This window comes from Anaerovirgula multivorans (assembly GCF_900188145.1).
Taxonomy (GTDB): domain Bacteria; phylum Bacillota; class Clostridia; order Peptostreptococcales; family Natronincolaceae; genus Anaerovirgula; species Anaerovirgula multivorans.
The window spans coordinates 82866-104267 of the sequence record NZ_FZOJ01000016.1; the positions used below are offsets into that span (position 1 = coordinate 82866).

The following is a 21402-nucleotide window of genomic DNA, read 5'->3' on the forward strand; positions in this document are numbered from 1 at the left end:
ATTTCTATTTTATTCTTTTTTTCTACTTGCCTCGGTATATTTTACCATCTCAGAAATACTATATCAAATTCTTTTCCTCAGACAAGTCCCTGTCCCCTTGTCTTTTCCTGCTCTCTTTGTACACTCTCTACATTTTTCTTTTTCAAAATAGTATTTATAGGTCTGTTTTCCGCTTTTATCTTTTCTGTGTTTTTTATTTATTGTTTTATTTCCTTGACTACAGAACCATTCGTCGGAATCTTTGTTATAACTGAACCTTTCTTCATCTATTTTATAGGCCATTTCACTTACCGGGATGTATGCCCTTGCTTGCATTTCTTTTATCGTATCTAGTATTGGTTTTCTAAAATAGGCTTTATCTCCATATACTTCTTTAGGTTTCAATCCTGTCTTCTTTGTTAATTCTATTAATTCTTCAAATCTTGTTCCATCTACATAAGCTCCATTGGCCACCGTTATAGCTGTAATTATCCTTTCGTGGGTTGTAATAATGTATTCGTTTTTATAGCCAAAAAAGTCTGCTGTTTTACTCTTATGCCCAACTCTTGCATCCTGATCTACTATTGAGCGGACTCCTCTTTGTTCTATGAATTTGGGGTCTTGTAGTATTGCTTTAGCGTTTTCTACAACTTTGTGGGTTTTGGAGTGTTCTTGAGGATTGATGGTGTTTTCAACTTTTTTTATTTCTGCTTCCAGATAGTTCTTCATAACCTTCTTTGCTTCTTTCTTGTCCTCTATCCCTTTGTAATCTGGGATATTCTGTTCTATATCTTCTGGGAGTGTTCCTATCTCTTTTTCGTAAGTTTTAAAAATTCTCTTTGCCAGTCGCTTCATTACTCTTTCTGGTATGGCTTTAAAGGTGTTGGCTTGGGTATGGGTTGCATCTATGCTTATTCCTTTATCTTTTATAATCCCCTTATCAACACATTGCTTTACGATTTCAATAATTATCTCGTCTAAGGTTATGTCCCTTAATCTATGTACTCTAAATTTTGAAAGCAGACTGGCATCTGGTAAATCCTCATCTGGATTTATTTTAAGAAACCACATGTAGGTCAGATTTAAAGAGACTTCTTCTATCACTCTTTCATCTGATAGGTTATACAGGTATTGTAGTACAAGAAGTCTTATCATAAGTTCCGGATCTTTAGCTGGTCTGCCATAATATTTGTTGTAGGTGGTCTCTAGTAATTTTGTTACAAAGCTGAAATCAATAGCTGCATTTATTAATTTTAGCGTATGATTTTGGGGTATTTTATTGTATAATATTGAGTAGATGCTAATTGATTATTTGAGTCTTTAAGCATTGAAAATCCTCCTTTTGGTTATGGTTTCTTGTCAATTTCATTATACCAAATTAAGGAGGATTTTTTTGCTTATTTTATTATGTTTTTCTAATTTTACATTTATTTACATCGTTTTTCAGTGGTCTCCCCTGTCCCCTTGTCTTTCTTAGGAGACAATAGTAAATCTAAGTCACTATCGTCTCCTTATATAAATTAAAATCGTTAAATTGTCGAACTTAATTCAATTACTTATTTTTCTTCAGTTTCTTCTGTTTCTTCTGTTTCTTCTGTTTCTTCAGTTTCTACAATGTCTTCAGTGTTTACTGATTCAAGCACGAACTCACCTATGACTGTTTTGCCATCAAGCTCATATAAAGGTATTTTTTTTGTATCTTTATTTTTTTGTTTTTCTTTTTGTTTCTTTATAGCTTCTTCAGGATTATTAGCTTCTTCAGGCTCAAGATCTTTAGAACGAACATATCCTAAAGCGCCATTTGAACCACGAGCTTTAATCAAGTCTGGAGCCACTCCCAAAGTAGCTTCTTGCAATCCTGAACCATATGTTTCACCATTGCTATTTACTTTATACTCTGAATTATCTAGACTTGTTGATGCCTCATTAATATTAACAACTTCGTTATTCTCAGGAGTCATAGAAGTATATGATAAAGTAGATTTACTTCCATCTTCAAGAGTCATAATAGGACTCTTGTATGTATAATACGTGTTATATCCATTTCCATTATATAACTTAACTTTTCCATAACTATAGTAAGATCCATTATGTTCTGCAAATGTAGGTATATTCATTCCTACTGTTCTTTCACCACTATAGCTCCATTCTTTCGCTGAACTATATAGATAATCATTTGAATCATATACTCTAGGAAGTGCACCCATAAGTCCAGCTTGAGCACTTCCACTAGTAAGACCTACGTATGTTCCTGCTCTTAAGCTTTTATATCCATCTTTTATATCAGCAAAATATTCGTAACTTTTGCCATTTACTGTAGCAGTTTTATGATTACTTTCACTAGCAGTTGCAAAAACTATTCCTCCACCTAAAACACCTAAGGCTAAAACAAAAGAGCCGGTAGCTAAAGCTAAATTTTTACAAAAATTTCTTTTCATTTTTTATACTCTCCTTTTCTCTTTAATAATATTACTTTTTATTCATATTATTTACCTAGATTTTGTATAAACAAGACCATAGCATTTTCCTAAGTTTACCATGGCAGTATTACTAAAAAACAACTAAAGGTGAGAATAGCCCACCCATAGAAGTATTTTTTATCCACAAAAAATCCTAAGAAAGGCGGTATCTCACCTATGAAAAGTATATCATTTAAACTAGATGAGAATAAAGTGGTAAATACTTCTGCTTGGCTTGTTTCTTTAATTCAATTTGCTAATTTGGTAAGGATGGGCAAATTAAATATTCTCATTTACTTACCAACATAGAGGCTGATTTGTTACATACATACGATAAGCATTATATCCTTCAGTTTGATTCCAATGCCTGCCACTAGAACCAATGGATTCATTATTAATTACTAGATAACTATCCCTTGGTACTCTATCATTATCATCAAAATCATCTTCATTTGCTTCAATCGCTACTTCTTCAAGACTAACATCAGAATCATCTTCACTTCCTTCAATTACTGCTTCTCCAATAGATCCTTCAATAGGTTTTAGATTAGTACTTGCAAATACAAAGCCTACTAAAGATAAAAGTAGAAGTAATGATAGGGTTAATGTTATTCTTTTCATTTTAATTCCTCTCGTATTTGATTAATAACTTACTATGCATTTTTCATCTGGCTTCCAAGGTTCAAAATTCGCTGAATGAATCAGAAACGATGATATAGAACCTTGAAAGCCTTATAAAATAGGTGGTATCACATCTATCATAGAAAATCCTCCTCTCATAACAATTTAAAGCAAAAACACCCGTTGAAAACTTTCTACAATTATTTCCTGTTTTTGCCTTATATAATACATAACAGCAAAATCTATTAATTTGTCACGTCCATGGAAAATTTTTTTCTAAAATTTGTAATACCCTGTTTTAGTTTGCTTCTTTCACATAGTTGGGTTCTGCGTAAATAACTTCCGTAAGTCAATAGAGACAGCAGACCTACTGTTCTCAGGATCTATCATTTTTGCTAAAAACTCCCCAAATTGTAAATACTATTCCACTCAACAACAGAACAATAGAAATAATATACGGAAAGATAAGTCTTAAATTAACTACAGTTTGCCAATATGCCCCTAGGCTATTACTCCATTCTGTAATATTATTGAAATTTGCAGATATTATTATTAACGTAGTAATATATATAATCGTGCCACAAAATAAAAAATTTAGACCTGCTATAACTTTTTTCAATTTCCTCTCCTCATTTCAGTTAAAGGTTAATTAAGACGAAAAGAACTTGCATCTATTTTGTATCAAAAAAGATTATATTCAAATTCTATGTAATCATTAACTATAACATTAATTATAATATAATCTACCAACATAGAATTTGAATATTTTTAACAGCATCTGCGAAATTTTAAAACTGTTCTTTCTATTTTTTTAATTAACGTTTGGTGCACTTGTTGGTGGAGAAGGAGAAGTTGCATTAACATTCTTTGATGTATTCACTCTTGACCACACTTCATGTGTTTTGTTTACTTCAACTTTATTTGTACCTTCTCTATCTTCGTATCCAACAGATTGATATATCTCACCATTAGGTAATGGAATAATAGTAGTTCTTTTCATTACACCTTTCCACGTTTCAAGGTCATAAGTAGTATAAGGTCTCCATGCCATAGTAGTCCATGCAGGGCAGGTTGCACTTTCTGATACAGTATACGAATTTGTAGCTGTAAAACTGGATTTAAAAGTAGTTTTTACTTTTTTGATGTCCCCAGATCCCTCAAAACCCAGTGTATAGGAAATACTTTTAGTTTCACTGGACCCTTTAGTCATGCCAACGCTTGATCTGTAAGCATCAATTCCTACCCATGTTTTTGAATAGGCTACATATCTTTTTGAGCTTGCTAAATAAGGATGCTTGTGCCAAGTATATGTATCATACAATCCTCTTGGCATTCGTTCATTCTCATCCGCATTTTTGTAGTAATCAACTAATTGTGAAACATCTTCATCTGACAACTCGGTCTTTTCTTTTATAGCCGTTGAAAGTTCTTCTGCAGTCATTGCCATGGTTTCTTCCCTTGTTAATAGAATCTCTTTTTCAATACCTTTAGGCATCTCTACTTTTGGCTCTCTATTAATGTAAATATCAGCATAAAACTCATGGACTGTATTATCATCAATAGTATTTATATTAGCAAACGTCGTAAATGAGCTCATGAAAAACATTGTAAAACAAATAACTCCTGCTATTAGTTTTTTCATATAAAATCACTTTCCTTTCTCTTAGCTCAAGGTACAAAATCGTAATGAAAGTACTTGAGGAAATTTTTTGTTATATTTAGTACAACTTTCTCAGTATTAATCACTGATTAAATATTTGGTGCAACTAGGCTGTGTCTTTATTCGTTCATGTAGTTAATAGAGTCTATTTAGTGAAAAGCAGTACTAGAAATTCTACAGGCATACTTTCTTCTTCAAAAATAACTTCCAAAATACAATAACTTACCATACATTTTTCATCTGACTTCCAAGGTTCAAAATTTGCTGAATGAATCAGAAATTATGATATAGAACCTTGAAAGCCTTATAAAATAGGTGGTATCACATCCATCATAGAAAATTCTCCTCTCATAACAATTTAAAGCAAAAACATCCATTAAAAACTTTCTGGTAAAAGTTCTTCAATTTTTTCCTGTTTTTGCCTTATATAATACATAACAACAAAATCTATTAATTTGTCACGTCCGAGGAAAATTTTTTTCTAAAATTTGTAATACCCTGTTTTAGTTTACTTCTCTCACATAGTTGGGTTCTGCGTAAATGACTTCAGTATAAGCATTAAATATATCAACCGCCTTGTCTGCTTCATCTACACTGGAAAAAGCATACACATAGGCATTAATCAGTTTCAGATAATCAACTTCCTCTATTTGATCAAAATTATGCTCTTGAGAAAGTGTTCTTATAAATTCATCGATATTCACATTCTGTTCAAACTTCACAATAATTTTATCTGTTTTTTCATCTATTTCGGCATTATCTTTGTAATATTTGATGGTAGCTTTAACATCACGCCCAAAAATGTCTCTTGGCAAACTTGCTATTCTTCTACTTGATACACTTGAATAATCTGACACAATAGCTTTAAATGCATTTACAGAACCTCCACTCAACACTTTTCCATTCAGGCTATTTAGTGTCGTAACATTATCTTTGTTAGTTACAATAGCTTTTATATCAGTTGCTGTTAATCCCTTGTTATTAGCCCATATCAAAGAAGAAATTGCTGTTACATAAGGTGTAGCCATAGAAGTACCACTACTGTATGTGTACTGATTATTCGGAAATGTACTATAGACCATCTCACCAGCTGCTGCTATATCCGTTGGACCTCCATAGTTTGAGAACGATGCTAATTCACCATATTGGTTTAATGCAGCTACCACAAGGGAATTATCATGGTAGTAGCAAGCTGGATATTCCGGATTGATAGATAGATCCTTGCCATCGTTTCCAGCAGCTATAACAAATAAAATATCTGTTGCATTAAGCATGGCTTCCTGCTCAGAAACGGCTGGGTTATAACCACCAAAGCTACAGTTTAATATGCGGATATTATTCTCTTTACAATATTCAATAGCATTCACAAATGCAGCAATTGAACCAGTATACACATCACTATCGGTTAGACGGCTTCCCAAGACCTTTAAGGGTACAAGATTGGCCTCTAGAGCTACGCCGGAAATACCTTCTCCATTGTTTGTTTCTGCTCCAATAATACCGGCCACATGGGTGCCATGCCCCGCCCTAGCGGAAGCAGAAGAAGTCTTTTCATTTGTAGGAAATACATCTTTCATACTATGGGTAAAATTATATGCTAAAGATAAATCAAGTTTGACTAGATCAGGATGGTTGTAATCTGCCCCTGTGTCAGCTACGCCAATGTTGAACCCATCACCTCGACTATATTTCCATGCAGGAATAACATTCGCATCTAACCCGTTTAAGGGATTTAATAGTCCCCACTGTTCAGCAAAGCTAGGATCATTGGGCATATCTAATCTTTCTATAACAGCATTGAAGATATTTTGTGTGTCTTTAAACTCTTTCCCAGTTATCTTAATGTAGTAGGTTTGTTCTTTAATAAAGGTATTTGCTAAAACAAAAGGTTTCTCTCCAAAGACACCATCGTTCTCCATTATGATATTTTCTTTGGTATCGTCAAATAAGACGCCATAGGTATCTATATCTCCCGTAGTAGTAATAAGACAGCTTCCTGTTGTATCGGGTGTGAAGGCAAGCCAATATTGAGAATCGATAGTTGGAAGAGAAATTTCTAACTCCCTTCCTTCTACTATCTCCGTGGGGTTATCATAATTATTAAAGGTTGTATCTATTGGCTCTTCTTCATCTTTCTTTATATTTAAAGAAAATTTACCAGTTCCAATGCCGTAATGTCGCACTTCAATAAAATACAAAGTATTTGCTTTTAATTCATTTCTTATTTCAAAATTTCCATAAAGGTCGTTAGGCTTGTCATCGTTAGCAGCAATTTGGTTTTTGTTTTGGTCATAGAGATAGCCGTAGGTATCCGTTGTCCCTTTGGTATATATGGAATAGATCCCATCTTCTGGAGGTGTAAATTTAAAGAAATTGCTATCACCCTTAAACAATATTTCTCCGGGGATTTCATTTAATAGTGTTGCAACTTTAGCAGTTTCAAAGGAGTGACCATACTCAACAGTCTTTTTTGGCTGATGTTTTACTGAAAGGGCATAATAGTTGTCCTTATCAAATGACCCATTGTATCCAATAACTTGAACATAGTACCATTGATTAGGAGTTACTTCCTTGATGGTAATAGTTTCAATGCTGTTAGTACTACAAGAGGATGCAATTTGTTTCTTATTTGCATCAAAAACATAAATATCAAAATCTTTACCAGCAGGGATATCTTGTAAAACAAAGATTGCATCCCCTTCTTCATAAAACATGGTTTGAAAAAAATCCTTATCTGACTTTGTTCCGATTTGACCATATATAACCGAGTCAAATAGTTTATTTGCAGTTTTAAAAGAATCGTTTTTCTCCATTTCATAAACTTTTGTACTTTTAACCATTCTGTCGTAATCTGTATCATCGTTTGTATGCATGCTCTGTTCAACTCTATTTACATCTAATAGTGCTCCTACAACATCACTTCCTTGTTTATCATAGATACTGAATAATCCTGTATAGAAATCTCCATTTGCGGTGGTTGCTGTAATCCTATATGTATGATTCAATAAAATTCCTGGAAGTAATTCTTTTTCCGATAATTCATGATCATAAATAGTTAATTTATGATTAGCTTCTTCATCGAATATGAATATACGCATTGGTTCATTTACTGAGATTATTACATTCGGTTCATTATTATTCTTTAGTCCATCTACATAAATCTTAAATGGTATATCTGACTCTCCTGCAAATACCTGAACAGAAAAATTAAACATTAAACTACAACAAAATAAAACCATTATCATACACTTCGCTACTACTTTTTTCATTGAAATCCTCCTTTAAAATTCATTTTACTAATTTCTCACTATAAAAAAATAATTTTTTCAACTGTTTTCTCACGTCAATTTATCAATGTCACCAATAAAATATTTTTATTTACCCAATGAAAAAGTAATATAGCTTTCACCATATTACTTTTTATTTTTAATAAATTATTTCTGAACGAGTATCAGCATATACTCCATTAAACAATGCTCTATATGTAGCCTTTACTCTGTATGTTTTATTTTTGTAAATGTTACAACTTTTAGAGCGAAAAAGATTAACATTTGATGAGGAATCACTCCATGATGTTAAGCGTTTCCATTCTCCATTTTCATAATATTGCAGTTCCAAGCTAACATAGCATGTTGAACCTTGTTTCACCTGCATCTGATAGCTCACTGTTGCCTTATCATCAGATACATTTAATGTTGTTTTATAACTATAAATAAAGAGACTTTCTTTGATTTCTCTGTCCTCTTCTACTTCTTCTATTTCATTAGCTAAAGCAGAAACATTTTGAACTAAAAATACACAAGTAATTAATACTAATCCAAAAGCAAAACACTTAAACATTTTTTTCATATTTATTCTCCTATTATTTTTAATTTTTCCTGCATTTTTCGATCTATTATTTGATTAAATTTTCGATGAACATTTTCACTGTACTTAAGTTATCAAACCCCATGGCTAAATAGTCTGCATTATTCTCATTCCATGTTGCCACGTACACATCAATATTTTTCATTATGTAATAGTCGATACCATTTAACCTATAAACTTCAACTGGTTCATTTGATTTCTCTATTACAGTATTATAAGGAGTATTCCCAGACTTAAAAACAGAAATCCTATAGTAAAGTTCATGATTCTCATTGATATATGTGGCGAAAATTTCAGTTGATTCCTCAAATTCAGACACAACTATACTTTTGACAACATAAGCTTCAAACAGATAGCTGGGTTTAAGAATTTTTATATTGTACTCTTTTTCAATACTCTCAAAATCCATGTATTCTCCCTCGGCTAGTGTCGCGTCTGTAATTTCCCCTACTTTAATATCAGAGTTATCAATTCTCTGATCATTTTGCTTAGTTTGTACACTCTTTTTTATAAAGGTTTCCTCCGTCCAAGTAATAAAAGGTTTAAATATATTAATCCCTGCAAATACTAATGTACCCATATTTAAAAGGATGAGGAGCATCATAGATGTAAACACCACCCTATAGAACTTCGTTGATAAGATGGGTTTTATTGTATTTCCTTTGTTTTTTTGTAAAACTAAAAAGTCTTCCCTTGCTTTCTTTGCCTTTGGTAATGTCTCTTTTTTAAATTTTGTCAAAAAATCCTTGGCTGAAATCTCCACCTTAATTGGTTCTATCTCTTCCATCTGACCAATCGTCTCTCTTAATTTATCAATATCTCTTTCATCTTTGATAAATTTCATTTGTTCTTGAAGCAGTTTCTCAAGTCTGTCTAACTCTGATCTCCTAGAGCAATTAGCTTCGATAGAGGTATTTTTGTTAATACCATCGAAGTTTTTCACAATAATCACCTCTTTTCTATTTGAGCATAATAGCCTAATATTTTGCTCTACTAAAGATATAACAGCAAAATATTCGATTTTGTCACGTTCCAATTAAATATTTTTTTATTTTTTCTTTTACCCTATATCCAAGAGAAGTGATTGCAGAATAACTTTTCTCTTCTTTTTTGGCAATTGATTTGTTATCAAGATCGTCTCTAAATTTACTTAATAAGTATTTCATTTCACTTTCGCTCAGTATTTTTTGAAATTCTTCAAATAATTCACCGTTATAAAATTCCTCATGATATTGTAATTTGTTTTCATTATGTGTATTAATAGGTACCGTTTCTATACTCCCTATTTCAGTAATCATTTGTCCATTCTCTGTTCTTTTTTGAATTCTTGAAATACTTCTTGTCCTATATCTTTTTATACAAAAATTTAACCCTGTATATAGCCAAGCAATTTTATTAGGATGTTCATATAGGTCCTTCGCCTTATAGGTAGCCATATACCATAATTCGTTTAGAATATCCTGGGCATCTTCAATATTACCTATACGCTTTTTAGCTACTTTAAAAAGTTCATCATAATAAGTACGAACCATTTCTTCTATAAAATCATCTAATTTATCCTTTTTCTCCATTATATTCTCTACCCTCTTTTCATTGCTTAGTTTTCTCTAAGCCACATAACATAGGGACACCTAGGTAGTCGTTCCCTTTGCTTCCCTGTTTTTCTAGTTTTTAGTTACTCTCCTTTACACTCTCAAAATCGTTTATTATATTCTCTGCATTAGTAAAAAGGATGCAAACATTCAATATACTCCATTTTTATTCTTTCAGTTTTACAATTACTTAAAATAATTTGCTCTTTATTGTAAACTTTTCAATATATTGATCAATATAGTATTTATTGTAAATTTAAATATAATAGTATGATAACAAAAAATATACTGAGTTAATGTATATTTCGATGAATTGCAATATATGTCGTTAACCTGTCTTTTTTGAAATTCGCCGATTTAATGTGAATCTATTGTAGGAAAAAAGTCGTTTTATAACGTAACTTTCACAAATTCTATTCTTGAACTCTTTAATAATGATAGAATGGATAGAATCTCTTATTGACCATAAAAAAAGCATCTTCGATGCTTTCGCTAGGAAACCCTAGGTTTCCTTCGACGACAGCAAAGCTGTCTGAGCACCTTCCTGAAGGCGGGCAGGGGATTTCATCCCCTACAACCCCTATTTTTTATACACTAGGAAAGTAGAACTTTCCTAGTGTATAAAAAATAGAACTGAGAATATCAGTTCTATTTTCAAAAAATCGCCGTCATCTTAATATTACCCCTATTAGGTGGACATATGCAAAACAACCCTATAACCATCTTTTTTATAGTCTTATTATTCCTTCTTGCGGAAGATATCCATTTTCAGCATCTGTTTTCAATAGAGCCTAATTTTTTTCCTCACATAGCTGTAGCGTAAACTTTATTAAATCTATATTCCCCCATTTTCCATGACCTGGAATGACGGCTTTGGCATCCTTATATCGGTCTAATACCTTTTTTACAGAATTTGGCCATTCTTGAAGGTTTGCATCTGCTACATTGCCTAAGTCCTTTGACTCCAAGCTTTTAATCATGCATCCTCCAAAGAGGATACTCCTCTCAGGGAAATACACGACTAAATTATCTGGTGAGTGACTCTCGCCAGGATAATATACTTCTATCTCTTCACTGCCAAATTTGAAATATAGCAAATCTGTTTCAGCTAAATCAAAAAGTTCCGTCGGTGGTACATAAGGTATTTTTTGATATGCCTCATAAAAGGCCTTTGATTCGGGTGTATTTAACCAAGACAACATAAGTTCTCTTGATGCTTCTCCGGCCTCATAAATCAGCTGCTCCGTCATAGAAGAACCATATACAGGTACATCCTTTTGAACTAAGACTTGATTGCCCCCTAAGTTATCAAAATGAAATCCTGTATTAATTGCTAACAGCTTCCTCTCTCCAAAATGCTTATTAATCCAATTTAGTAATTCTTCCGTAGCTTCTGGTGTATAAGGTGTATCCACCAAAACGATATCCCCACTTTGCATTTCTACAACCATTGAATTCCCAGGCCACGGAAACTCATGATTTATAACATACACACCCTCCTGGATTTCTTCCACATACAAATTTCCTCCAATTTCAACTACAGGAAACGCTTCCTCCATTGGTGATGAATTTATCTGTTTTTTCTCTTCTTGAGTTGTCATATTTATACCTGAAGAACACCCTATGGCCCCCATCGTCATAAATATTCCTATTAACACAATTATCACTGTATTTTTCATTTTCCAAGCCTCCTTGATGGATTTTTAAGTGGACCTACGACATAATCCTCCTTCCTTGCATTGTATAAAATAGAATAAATAGATTACATATGTAATCTATTTATGTTAATAGCTTACACCTGTAATCCTATTGTGTCAATATTTTTCTATAACAAAATAAAAAAATACTTCTTTGCTTTGTGATAAACCAAAAAAGTATTTTAAAATATCTTTTCATTTATTTTTAATATAAAAATACGCCTATGAATTTTAATATACTAAGGGCTAAATTTGCAGCCTTTGACCATTCTTTTAAAGTCAATGGCGAAATGTAGACCGTGTATATTAAAATTCGGCTATAGAGGCGTACACCTATATATATAGAATGTCCTTATCCTTTAGAATCGACATGGTTATATCTCTCATCTGCTGACCACTTGCATTATCCTCAAAATCTTCTTTTTGCAACAACTTAATAATTTAATTTTATCATTCTCGATTCTTGTGGAATCTTTTTTGATTGTCGCTGGTATAGCTTTGTTATCTAACTTTTCTTTTAAATGTAACTATATACACATTTTTAGTTTCTATCTTATTTGATTTAACTTAGGTCTTCAATATTCACCTAGGGAATATACTTTTCAATAGAAACTACAATTTTACTATATGGAAGATAAGATATTCTATAATATTCATTTTTTTCAATATCCATATCCCTTAATAAGGTATTAGGACATAAAAACCTCTTTCTTTCTTCCCATATAACAAAGTCATGATTATTAAGTATTTGCAATGGTGTAGGTTTATCAGTATAATACCCACCTTCTATCTCTGTTCTATCTCCTTTTTTTATCATTCCTTCGTATATCTCTATTTCTTCTTTTTTCAACAATGCAATATCAGAATGATACCGCTCTACTATGTCCAGTACTTTTTCGTCCCGCAAATATACAAAAGAAAGAAAACCTGCAAAAACAATCAATATCACAGACAATCCCATTTTCCCCTTCAACATCATCGCCTGCTCTTGTAGATTTTTTCCATAATTATTACCTTTGAAGCAATGTATGATTAATCGTGTACATAGTATGGTTGTACCAAGTATTAGCCACATCAGCATAGCTAGATTACTCCAATAGGTCAACCTTAAAACAGCGCCTGCTTCCCCAAACTTTTCCAATGAGAAATATCTTGGTATAATACTTGGTAATTGCAAAACTATTAAAAAGCCTCCTAAATATAGTATAAATAACACAAATGGCATCATAATTTGAAAAACAAGCCATAACCTATGATTTTTTACAGTAAACTCCTTATCATTTTCCTTATAATAAACCTTTCTACTATCCATAAAACACTCCTAGAGTAAGATTTTCTCCACCACTTCAGAGATAACTATCCTATATAATAAAGGCAAAAAACGCCATAGTTTATGGCAAAATTATTCATAATTAATTTATCGGCCGGGTTAATACTAAACAAAACACATCAAAAGACCTATCCTTTTTACGCAGTCTTCCGCTCACCATGCTTTCCCTCAAACAGTAGGATAATGTATGCATGGGGCAATATACTTGCCCCTTTGTTCCCATAAGAAAAGCGACTGAGTTAACAGGCGCTCTGAAATCACATTCAATGTGAATGGGCATGATGTATATCTGGAGTATGATCATGTTCATGTTCCACTGCCTCATGGGTATGCTCATGACTATGTTCCCCACTTGTAAAGCCTTCATGAGTATGATTGTGATGCCCTTCACTATGGTTATGCCTATGTTCATGGATGATCATTTTGTGGATATGCTTATGATTATGTTTTTCTACAGCAGCATAATAGGTACCAAAAACCATTAAAATAGCTGCCATTACAAAATTCCATGTTATTGCTTCATTATACATTAAAAGTGATAATCCTACACCTATAAAAGGTGCAACAGCATAATATGCACTAGTCCTTGCAGCTCCTAATTCCCTTTGGGCAGTCACATAAAAGAATATACTCAACCCATAGGCAAAGAAGCCTAGGATTAGGGCTATAAATATATACAATACATTACTTGCATATTCTTTATTTAAAAGTGCTATGATGAGTGCTCCCAATCCAGATCCTAATCCCTTAACAACGACTATCTGCATAGGGTCTTTTAGAGACATCATTCTTGTACAATTGTTCTCAAATCCCCAACAGATGCAGGCTAGTAAAACAAATATGGAACCTATTGAAAATGAAAAACTACTAAAATCAGCTACTGATAAAATAATGCTTGAAATCGTAATAAAGAAGATGGCTAGCCACAATCTTTTGCCAATTGCTTCTTTAAATATAAATAAAGCAATAAGAGATGTAACTACGATCTCAAAGTTGTTTAATAATGAAGCATTTGAAGCCGTAGTCATGGTCAACCCAATCATCAAAAACATTGGTGCAGCTATATCTAAAACAATCATCCCTATAGTAAATGGAAGCTCTTTTCTTCCAATTTTAGCTTCTTTTTGTTTGTTTTTCTTTGTGTTTTTTACTAAGCTTATGAATAACATTCCAATACCTGCTCCAAGATATAGTAACGCTGCCATAAGCATGGGGGAGATCGTTTCAAGTAAAAGTTTAGAAATTGGCGCGCTTATTCCAAACAGTGCAGCTGCCAGTATCGCTTGTATGATTGCTATATATTGTTTTGACTTAATCATTTCTTTTCCTCCGATAATATAAGTATTTCTTACTAATATTATACCCTATCATTTGTAATATTGTTAATAAATTAACTTTAGTTTCTTAAAAATTTTTAAACACCTTATGACATTGAGTATGATAACTTTCTATTTTATTCTTTTTTCCTACTTGCCCCAGTATACTTTACCACCTCAGAAATACTATATCAAATTTTTTTTCACAGATAGGTCCTTGTCCCCTTGTCTTTGCTTTATTGAAGATGAAGCAACAATCAAGAAAATTCTGATACATCTTAACTTGTGGATGCCCCAGAATCATGACTCGCCTAAAGACGATAATGACAACTTCACAATTCATATACAATCACATACAGCTATGAATGGTGGGAAGCTGTGAATAATAATAGTTATTATGATTTTCATAGTCCCTGAAGCTTTCTAGCTAAAATAGTTTGAGGGGGCTTAATTAATGAAAGATTTTATTGCTACGTAAGTTTTTTTATTTTGCAAGTTCATATAAAGCATGGGCATATATTTCTGTATTCTTGATTAAATCTTCTATACTGATGTATTCATCTTTTTGATGCGCCGTTTTTTCTTGACCTGGGAATAAAGGTCCAAAAGCTACTGCATTATTCATGACTCTTGCATAAGTTCCTCCTCCAATGGTTATTGGCTGCGCATCATTTCCTGTTATTTTCTTGTACACACCCATTAACTTTTGAACTAATTCATGCTCCTTTGGTAAATAAATTGGTTTTTTATGTCTTATTATATTCGTAGTAATTGCGGATCCTTCTAAAGTTTCTCTTATTCCATTCATCACTTTCTCTATTGTATAGGTAATTGGATAGCGAATATTTACTGTTAATTTTACCTTTTCTTCATTTAAATCGATTATTCCCACATTAAATATTAATTTTCCTGAATCCCTATCTTCTAATTCGCAGCCTGCTGATTCTCCATAATACGCCATTCCAATTTTATCTTTATAAAACTTTATAAAATCGCCTACATCACAGCCGCTTAAATTCATTTCTCCTAAAAATTCCATTAATTGAGAAATAGCATTTTGTCCATTTTCAGGAGTAGACCCATGGGCTGAAATTCCATAGGATTTTATTATTATCCTATGGTCTTTTACCATCATTTCTATTTTATAGTTGTTCTTTTTTATAAATTCATCAAATGCATTTTTTATAGATAAAACCTTCTCATCTTTGGCGTATAGCAATGCTTCACAATAATCTGGAACCATATTCGGTCTATTTCCACCTTTTATGCTTTTTATTTTCACACTGCAATTGCAAGCATCTTTAAAATTCTTCTCATAGTCAAATGTAATGATTCCTTTTTCTCCATAGATCACAGGATATTCTGCATCAGGGGTAAATGCCATATCTGGTGCTTTTTCTTTGCTTAAATAATGTTTCATACATTCCCATCCACTTTCTTCATTTGTTCCAAATATAATTCTTATTTTTTTATTTAAAGAAATATTACTTTCTTTAATAGCTTTCATAGCATAAATAGCCGCCATGGCAGGCCCTTTATCATCGATGGTTCCTCTTCCAAATATTTTTCCATCATGAATATGTGCTTCATATGGAGGATAGCTCCATGTATTTACATCTCCCTCTGGAACCACATCTAAGTGAACAAGTATTCCAACAACCTCTTCTCCTTCCCCTAAATCTGCATGTCCTGCATATCCATCAAAATTTTTTGTCTTAAGTCCTATATCATCACAAAGATTTAAAGCATATTCTAAAGCTTCATTTACCCCTTCGCCAAACGGCATTCCTTCTTTTGCATCATTTTCTACACTTTTTATTCTTACTATTTCTTGGGTATTTTTTATAATCTCCCCTCTCATAGCTTCTACTATTTCCTTAAAATTCATCTTTTTACCTCCTTTTGAAAAACAATAGAATTTTTAAAATTAGTAATTATATGATGTGTTTTTATATCTCCTAAATTATGTCTAACTGAACCCTTAAAATCATTAAATATAGATATGATTTATTTTTATGACATAAAAAAAGACAAGCCTAATTTAAATAAGGTTAGCTTGTCCTAATTTTATCTTATAAAGAATTAATTAGCAATTTGAGCATCTTCTGGCTTTTCGCTGAAATCCATACCATACCATTTATTATATATTTCTGACAAAGTACCATCTTTTTTTATTTCCTGAATAGCTTCTGTAATAATTTTATTTAATTTTTCTGAATTAGCATTTCCTTTTTCAAATGGATATGCTTTTGCTCCAATTGTAACATCTTCTTCAATCATTCTTGCATCTAAAAAACCATTTTTAATCTTATATGCTGTTTCAGCTGCTGATAAAAGCATCACATCCACTTTTCCTTGACGGAAAGCTTCATTTAATAGCTCAGAGCTATCATATGTAACTAAATTAATATGGATTCCCTGTTCCTCAGCAAGTTTTTGAAATAAGTTTCCACCATTTGAACCAGCCGTAAATCCACAAGTCATATCAGAAATATCTTCTAATTTTTTAAGATCCGTTCTATCAGAATGTACAACTAATTTTTCTGGAATATATGCGTATGGTTCTGAAAAATCATACTTATCCTGTCTCTTAGCATTAATTGTAATAGTATTTCCTACTGTATCAGCTTTACCAGAATCTAAGTATCCAAATAAAGTGTTAAATTCACCGGTAATAAATTCAACTTCAAGACCAGTTTTTTCAGAAATAGCATTCCAAATATCTAGCTCATGTCCTTTATGTTCTCCATTTTCTATATAGGAATTGGGTACGGAAGAAGAACCTGATGCTACAATAATTTTAGTAGGTGTGTCTGCTTTTACTTCTTTTTGTTCGTCATTTTTTTCACTTCCACATGCTGTTATACTAAAAATCATACAAATAAATAATAATACGGAAAGTGTTTTTTTCATGTTATTTCCTCCCTATTTTTAAAAATATAATCTATATAAATTAAATTTATATTTTGAATAACTTTTGAGTTTTTTCCACAAAAATTACAAGTACCAAATAAATCACGGTTACACATAAATATGCTTCAAAGAAACGAAGACTTAATGCAGCCTCTATTTTTGCTTTTGCCATTATATCAGCAAGCCCTACTGTAAATCCTAATGCAGACCCTTTAATAATACCAATAAATCTATTTACAAGAGATGGCAATGCTATAACCAATGCCTGGGGCAAGACAACACGTTTCATTGTTTGATACTTTGTCATACCCATTGAATAACAAGCTTCAAGTTGTCCTACATCCACAGATTCTAAAGCCGCCCTTAAATCTTCTGCCATAAAAGAAGCTGTATTTAACGTAAGGGCAATTACAGTTGCTTGAAATGCTGTCATAGATCTTAGTACTGGGATTACACTAGGCAATCCAAAATATAATATAAATAGCTGTGCAACAAGTGGAGTAGCTCTAAAAAATGTAATGTACACTCCAAAAAATTGATATAATCCTAATATTTTATAATATCTCACAATGGATATGATAATAGATAATAGTAATGTAAATGCCAAAGACACCAAAGATATGGCTATGGTTAACTTAAGTGCAGGTAAAACAATTGGGAATAAATTAATAAACCATTGAAAATCGAAATTCATTTACTCGGCCTCCATGCTATTTACAGCAACTTTATTCACAAAATTTCTAATTCGTTCATTTGTACAATTTTCAAATATTTCTTTAGGTGTTCCCATCTCTGCAATACGTCCATTCTCTAAGAAAATCATTTTATCAGCAACTTCTTTTGCAAACTTCATTTCATGGGTTACAATCAACATTGTTTTTTTAGTTTCTGCTGCTAACTGTTTAATTACAGCTAGGACCTCTCCAACTAATTCAGGGTCTAAGGAAGATGTAGGCTCATCAAACAAAATTACATTTGCATTTACAGCCATTGCTCTTGCAATCCCTATTCTTTGTTGCTGACCTCCTGACATTTCTTTTGGATATGAATCTCTTTTTTCTAAAAGAGTTACTTTTTTAAGCAAATCAATAGCAATTTTTTCCGCTTCTTCTTTACTTTTCTTTTGAACCGTTATCATAGGTTCCATAATATTTTGAATAGCTGTTTTATTTTTAAGTAAATTATAATTTTGAAAAACCATAGCTGTTTTCTGCCTTAATACATGAATATCTTTCTTTGAAGCTGTCTTCACATCTATAGTAAAATCATCTATTGTCACGTTACCTTCTGTAGGTCTAACCAAAAAATTAAAGCAACGAAGAAATGTAGACTTCCCTGAACCTGACGGACCGATTATTACTACAACTTCACCTTCGCTTACTTGCATATTAATATCTTTTAAAATAATTTGTTCTCCAAATTGCGCTTTTAAATGTTCAATCTTAATCATTTTTCTATATCCCCTAGCCTTTTATTCACCTCTAAAGTCGGTCAGTATTTATACTCTTCATTACATATAATTGAAAGCAACCGTCTATAAAATCATAATTCTAGAAACTTATGTAATTTATGGAAAACTATACTTATCCTTTTTAAAACATTAAATTTTTTGACTATTTATTTTTATTGATTTGTCTATTGTTTAAGAAGCACAATAACGTCATTATATCAGAAATAATACCAATTAATCATTGTGTTATTAAATGCTTTACGTTTCAATTATAGATATTTTCTATGATTGAAGGTTGTACATATTCCTTTACTGCCTTGTTAACTTAAGAAATTCTACGCTATCCTTCTTTTATTTTCTTCACAATTATAAATATTCTTCAACGGCTTTTCCAATTCTTGTTAATCCTTCTTCTAAAGTTGTTCTAGGGCATGCAATATTGATTCGCGTATATCCTTTTCCTTCTTCACCAAACCATCTTCCTTCATCTAATGCGATCTTTGCTTTGTTTATCATAAAGTCATTAAGGCTTTCATCATCTAATCCTAAATCCCTGCAATCTAGCCAAACTAAATAAGTGCCTTGAGGTTTGTTAGGTTTAATGCTAGGGATATTCTTTTTACAATAATCAATAATAAATCTGCAGTTTCCTTCTAGATACTCTAGTAGCTGCTTCAACCACTCTTCTCCATGTCTAAAAGCTGTCTCAACTGCAACTAAGCTAAAACAATTATTTCTTTTGATGCCTAAAATATCTAAAAATCCTTTAAATTGTTCATACGTTTTTTTGTTTGGAAAAACTACAAATGAATCTTGAAGCCCAGCGATATTAAACGTTTTAGTTGCCGATAAGCAAATTATTGAATTTTTACGAAATTCTTCAGATATTGATGCAAAAGGTGTATATTTATTTTCACCGTATACTAATTCCCCATGTATTTCATCGGATATAACCGTTATGTTATTTTCTATACAAATATTCCCCAGCTTTATAAGCTCTTTCTTTGTCCATACTCTACCAACAGGATTATGTGGGTTACAAAGAATAAGGTACTTAACCTTGTTATCAATCTTTTTCTTTAAATCTTCATAGTCCATAACATAATCGCCATCTATGTTTTTCAAAGGATTGAGTACTAGCTGTCTTCCATTATCTTTTACAACATTTAAAAATGGATAATATACTGGTGTTTGAACTATAATTTTATCTCCCGCTTTAGTAAATTCTTTCATTAGAACACTTAAGGAAGTAACTACTCCTGGACTATTTGCTATCAACTCCCTTTTTATATCCCAGTCATACCTTCTTTTATACCAACCTGTAAATGCATCATAATATGAATCTGTTCTTGAAGTGTAGCCAAAAATTCCTTGCTCTGCTCTAGCTTTGATTGCATCTATCACTGGCTTTGGAGACTCAAAATCCATATCTGCAACCCACATAGAACATAAATCTTTTCTTCCAAATTTGGATTCCAGTTCATCATATTTTGCTGAATAATTATTGCTTCTATCTATTACTTTGTCAAAATTGTATTTCATATAATCCTCCTTTTGATTTTTTCATTATATATTAACTTTCAAAATTTATTTTAATCTTACTATTGCTTTCTGAATGAAGTGCACTTAAACTAGACATAAGGGTTTCTCCTTTTGTTATGTGATAGTGTGGTAACTTCATTTTAACAAAGTTGAATCCCTTTTTCTATTTTTCGGTTTCACTTTTTAGGTGAAAGCAATTCAATCGGATAATATAGTAGCTATGTGATGCTAGGTACCATCAGATAAATTGTGATGAATAATTAGGGATTATAGATATTAATACATCTTTCTTCTTAATTACTATAGTTTTGCATTTTTAAAATAGCTACCAAAGATTGACGTAATAATTTACAAAATAAAAGAGGAATATATAGACACAATAACCCCGGTGAAGGGGTGATAATTGTGTACATTTATATTCCTCTTGAAGTACTTCAGTTACTATTATTTCCGAAGGAACTATTATCAATACCTATAAAATGTCGTTTGGTTGCCCTTCGCCTATCAGATGAAATTGTCAATGAACATAGACGAAAAGCCAAAAAGAAGGATAAATCCCAAGGTAAACAACTAACCGCTAAAGAAATTGAGTTACTGGCATTTAATATCATAATTACAAATGCAAATGAAGATATGCCCTCCTCTGAAGCAGTATGTGATCTATACCGTGCCAGATGGCAGATAGAGCTTGTATTTAAAGCATGTAAGAGTTATTTAAACATAGATAAATTAGGAAATTGTGGACTTTATCAGCTGGAATGTCTAATTTATGGGCGTTTAACAGCCATTTGACAGGGAGCAGTTCACACTCTAAAGGATTTTATATTTTCAATAAACTAAGTAACCGACACCATGGTCTCCTCCGTATCCATACAAAAACTCAAAGCTGCTTCTACCATTAACTCCACCCCTACTGCCAAAGCATCTTCATCGGGGTTGAATTTTGGGTTATGGATCGGTGCAAAATCTTTAAAAG

16 protein-coding genes and 2 pseudogenes are annotated in these 21402 nt (G+C 32.1%); 1 reads left to right on the plus strand and 17 read right to left on the minus strand.

What is annotated here, in order from left to right; all coding sequences use genetic code 11:
- Window positions 1-90: 90 nt before the first annotated feature.
- From CHB72_RS15570 to CHB72_RS15650, 17 genes and pseudogenes are all read right to left on the minus strand, one after another.
- A pseudogene (locus CHB72_RS15570) lies at window positions 91-1284 on the minus strand (IS1182 family transposase); the annotation flags it as partial.
- A gap of 251 nt (window positions 1285-1535) precedes the next feature.
- Complete coding sequence (locus CHB72_RS15575) at window positions 1536-2417, minus strand: hypothetical protein (RefSeq protein WP_089283814.1); 882 nt, start codon at window positions 2415-2417, stop codon at window positions 1536-1538.
- A gap of 318 nt (window positions 2418-2735) precedes the next feature.
- Window positions 2736-3059, minus strand: a complete 324-nt coding sequence (locus CHB72_RS15580) for a hypothetical protein (protein WP_089283815.1) — start codon at window positions 3057-3059, stop codon at window positions 2736-2738.
- Window positions 3060-3435: 376 nt separating this feature from the next.
- Entirely contained in the window at window positions 3436-3678 is a 243-nt protein-coding gene (locus CHB72_RS27060) for a hypothetical protein (RefSeq protein WP_089283816.1), read from the minus strand.
- 192 nt (window positions 3679-3870) lie between these two features.
- Window positions 3871-4701 (minus strand): hypothetical protein, encoded by an 831-nt coding sequence (locus tag CHB72_RS15590; protein ID WP_089283817.1) that lies wholly within the window; start codon window positions 4699-4701, stop codon window positions 3871-3873.
- Between the two features lie 521 nt (window positions 4702-5222).
- Entirely contained in the window at window positions 5223-7988 is a 2766-nt protein-coding gene (locus CHB72_RS15595) for a S8 family serine peptidase (RefSeq protein ID WP_089283818.1), read from the minus strand.
- Between the two features lie 157 nt (window positions 7989-8145).
- Window positions 8146-8568: a hypothetical protein gene (locus CHB72_RS15600; RefSeq protein WP_089283819.1), complete on the minus strand. Its 423-nt coding sequence runs from the start codon at window positions 8566-8568 to the stop codon at window positions 8146-8148.
- A 46-nt stretch (window positions 8569-8614) separates the two neighbouring features.
- Window positions 8615-9529 (minus strand): DUF4367 domain-containing protein, encoded by a 915-nt coding sequence (locus CHB72_RS15605; RefSeq protein WP_089283820.1) that lies wholly within the window; start codon window positions 9527-9529, stop codon window positions 8615-8617.
- A gap of 82 nt (window positions 9530-9611) precedes the next feature.
- Complete coding sequence (locus tag CHB72_RS15610; protein WP_089283821.1) at window positions 9612-10157, minus strand: sigma-70 family RNA polymerase sigma factor; 546 nt, start codon at window positions 10155-10157, stop codon at window positions 9612-9614.
- A gap of 812 nt (window positions 10158-10969) precedes the next feature.
- Entirely contained in the window at window positions 10970-11857 is an 888-nt protein-coding gene (gene bla / locus CHB72_RS15615) for a subclass B1 metallo-beta-lactamase (protein ID WP_141131447.1), read from the minus strand.
- Window positions 11858-12461: 604 nt separating this feature from the next.
- Window positions 12462-13187: a hypothetical protein gene (locus CHB72_RS15620; protein ID WP_089283822.1), complete on the minus strand. Its 726-nt coding sequence runs from the start codon at window positions 13185-13187 to the stop codon at window positions 12462-12464.
- Window positions 13188-13468: 281 nt separating this feature from the next.
- Window positions 13469-14524, minus strand: a complete 1056-nt coding sequence (locus CHB72_RS15625; RefSeq protein ID WP_089283823.1) for a DMT family transporter — start codon at window positions 14522-14524, stop codon at window positions 13469-13471.
- A gap of 481 nt (window positions 14525-15005) precedes the next feature.
- A complete protein-coding gene (gene pepV / locus CHB72_RS15630) occupies window positions 15006-16409 on the minus strand; it encodes a dipeptidase PepV (protein WP_089283824.1) in 1404 nt (467 codons plus the stop codon).
- A 194-nt stretch (window positions 16410-16603) separates the two neighbouring features.
- Complete coding sequence (locus CHB72_RS15635) at window positions 16604-17434, minus strand: transporter substrate-binding domain-containing protein (protein ID WP_089283825.1); 831 nt, start codon at window positions 17432-17434, stop codon at window positions 16604-16606.
- A 46-nt stretch (window positions 17435-17480) separates the two neighbouring features.
- Window positions 17481-18128 (minus strand): amino acid ABC transporter permease, encoded by a 648-nt coding sequence (locus CHB72_RS15640; protein WP_089283826.1) that lies wholly within the window; start codon window positions 18126-18128, stop codon window positions 17481-17483.
- A complete protein-coding gene (locus CHB72_RS15645) occupies window positions 18129-18884 on the minus strand; it encodes an amino acid ABC transporter ATP-binding protein (RefSeq protein WP_089283827.1) in 756 nt (251 codons plus the stop codon).
- A 366-nt stretch (window positions 18885-19250) separates the two neighbouring features.
- A complete protein-coding gene (locus tag CHB72_RS15650) occupies window positions 19251-20426 on the minus strand; it encodes a MalY/PatB family protein (RefSeq protein WP_089283828.1) in 1176 nt (391 codons plus the stop codon).
- A 474-nt stretch (window positions 20427-20900) separates the two neighbouring features.
- On the opposite strand from CHB72_RS15650, the pseudogene CHB72_RS15655 reads away from it, so the two are divergent.
- Window positions 20901-21215 (plus strand): annotated as a pseudogene (locus CHB72_RS15655) (transposase); the annotation flags it as partial.
- Between the last annotated feature and the right edge of the window lie 187 nt (window positions 21216-21402).

Excerpts from the sequence above, each read along its gene's own strand:
- pepV (WP_089283824.1), bottom strand. The coding sequence starts at position 16,409 with ATGAATTTTAAGGAAATAGTAGAAGCTATGAGAGGGGAGATTATAAAA.
- CHB72_RS15620 (WP_089283822.1), bottom strand. The coding sequence starts at position 13,187 with ATGGATAGTAGAAAGGTTTATTATAAGGAAAATGATAAGGAGTTTACT.
- CHB72_RS15595 (WP_089283818.1), bottom strand. The coding sequence starts at position 7,988 with ATGAAAAAAGTAGTAGCGAAGTGTATGATAATGGTTTTATTTTGTTGT.
- CHB72_RS15610 (WP_089283821.1), bottom strand. The coding sequence starts at position 10,157 with ATGGAGAAAAAGGATAAATTAGATGATTTTATAGAAGAAATGGTTCGT.
- CHB72_RS15590 (WP_089283817.1), bottom strand. The coding sequence starts at position 4,701 with ATGAAAAAACTAATAGCAGGAGTTATTTGTTTTACAATGTTTTTCATG.
- CHB72_RS15580 (WP_089283815.1), bottom strand. The coding sequence starts at position 3,059 with ATGAAAAGAATAACATTAACCCTATCATTACTTCTACTTTTATCTTTA.
- CHB72_RS15650 (WP_089283828.1), bottom strand. The coding sequence starts at position 20,426 with ATGAAATACAATTTTGACAAAGTAATAGATAGAAGCAATAATTATTCA.
- CHB72_RS15600 (WP_089283819.1), bottom strand. The coding sequence starts at position 8,568 with ATGAAAAAAATGTTTAAGTGTTTTGCTTTTGGATTAGTATTAATTACT.
- CHB72_RS15640 (WP_089283826.1), bottom strand. The coding sequence starts at position 18,128 with ATGAATTTCGATTTTCAATGGTTTATTAATTTATTCCCAATTGTTTTA.
- CHB72_RS15645 (WP_089283827.1), bottom strand. The coding sequence starts at position 18,884 with ATGATTAAGATTGAACATTTAAAAGCGCAATTTGGAGAACAAATTATT.
- CHB72_RS15575 (WP_089283814.1), bottom strand. The coding sequence starts at position 2,417 with ATGAAAAGAAATTTTTGTAAAAATTTAGCTTTAGCTACCGGCTCTTTT.
- bla (WP_141131447.1), bottom strand. The coding sequence starts at position 11,857 with ATGAAAAATACAGTGATAATTGTGTTAATAGGAATATTTATGACGATG.
- CHB72_RS15635 (WP_089283825.1), bottom strand. The coding sequence starts at position 17,434 with ATGAAAAAAACACTTTCCGTATTATTATTTATTTGTATGATTTTTAGT.
- CHB72_RS15625 (WP_089283823.1), bottom strand. The coding sequence starts at position 14,524 with ATGATTAAGTCAAAACAATATATAGCAATCATACAAGCGATACTGGCA.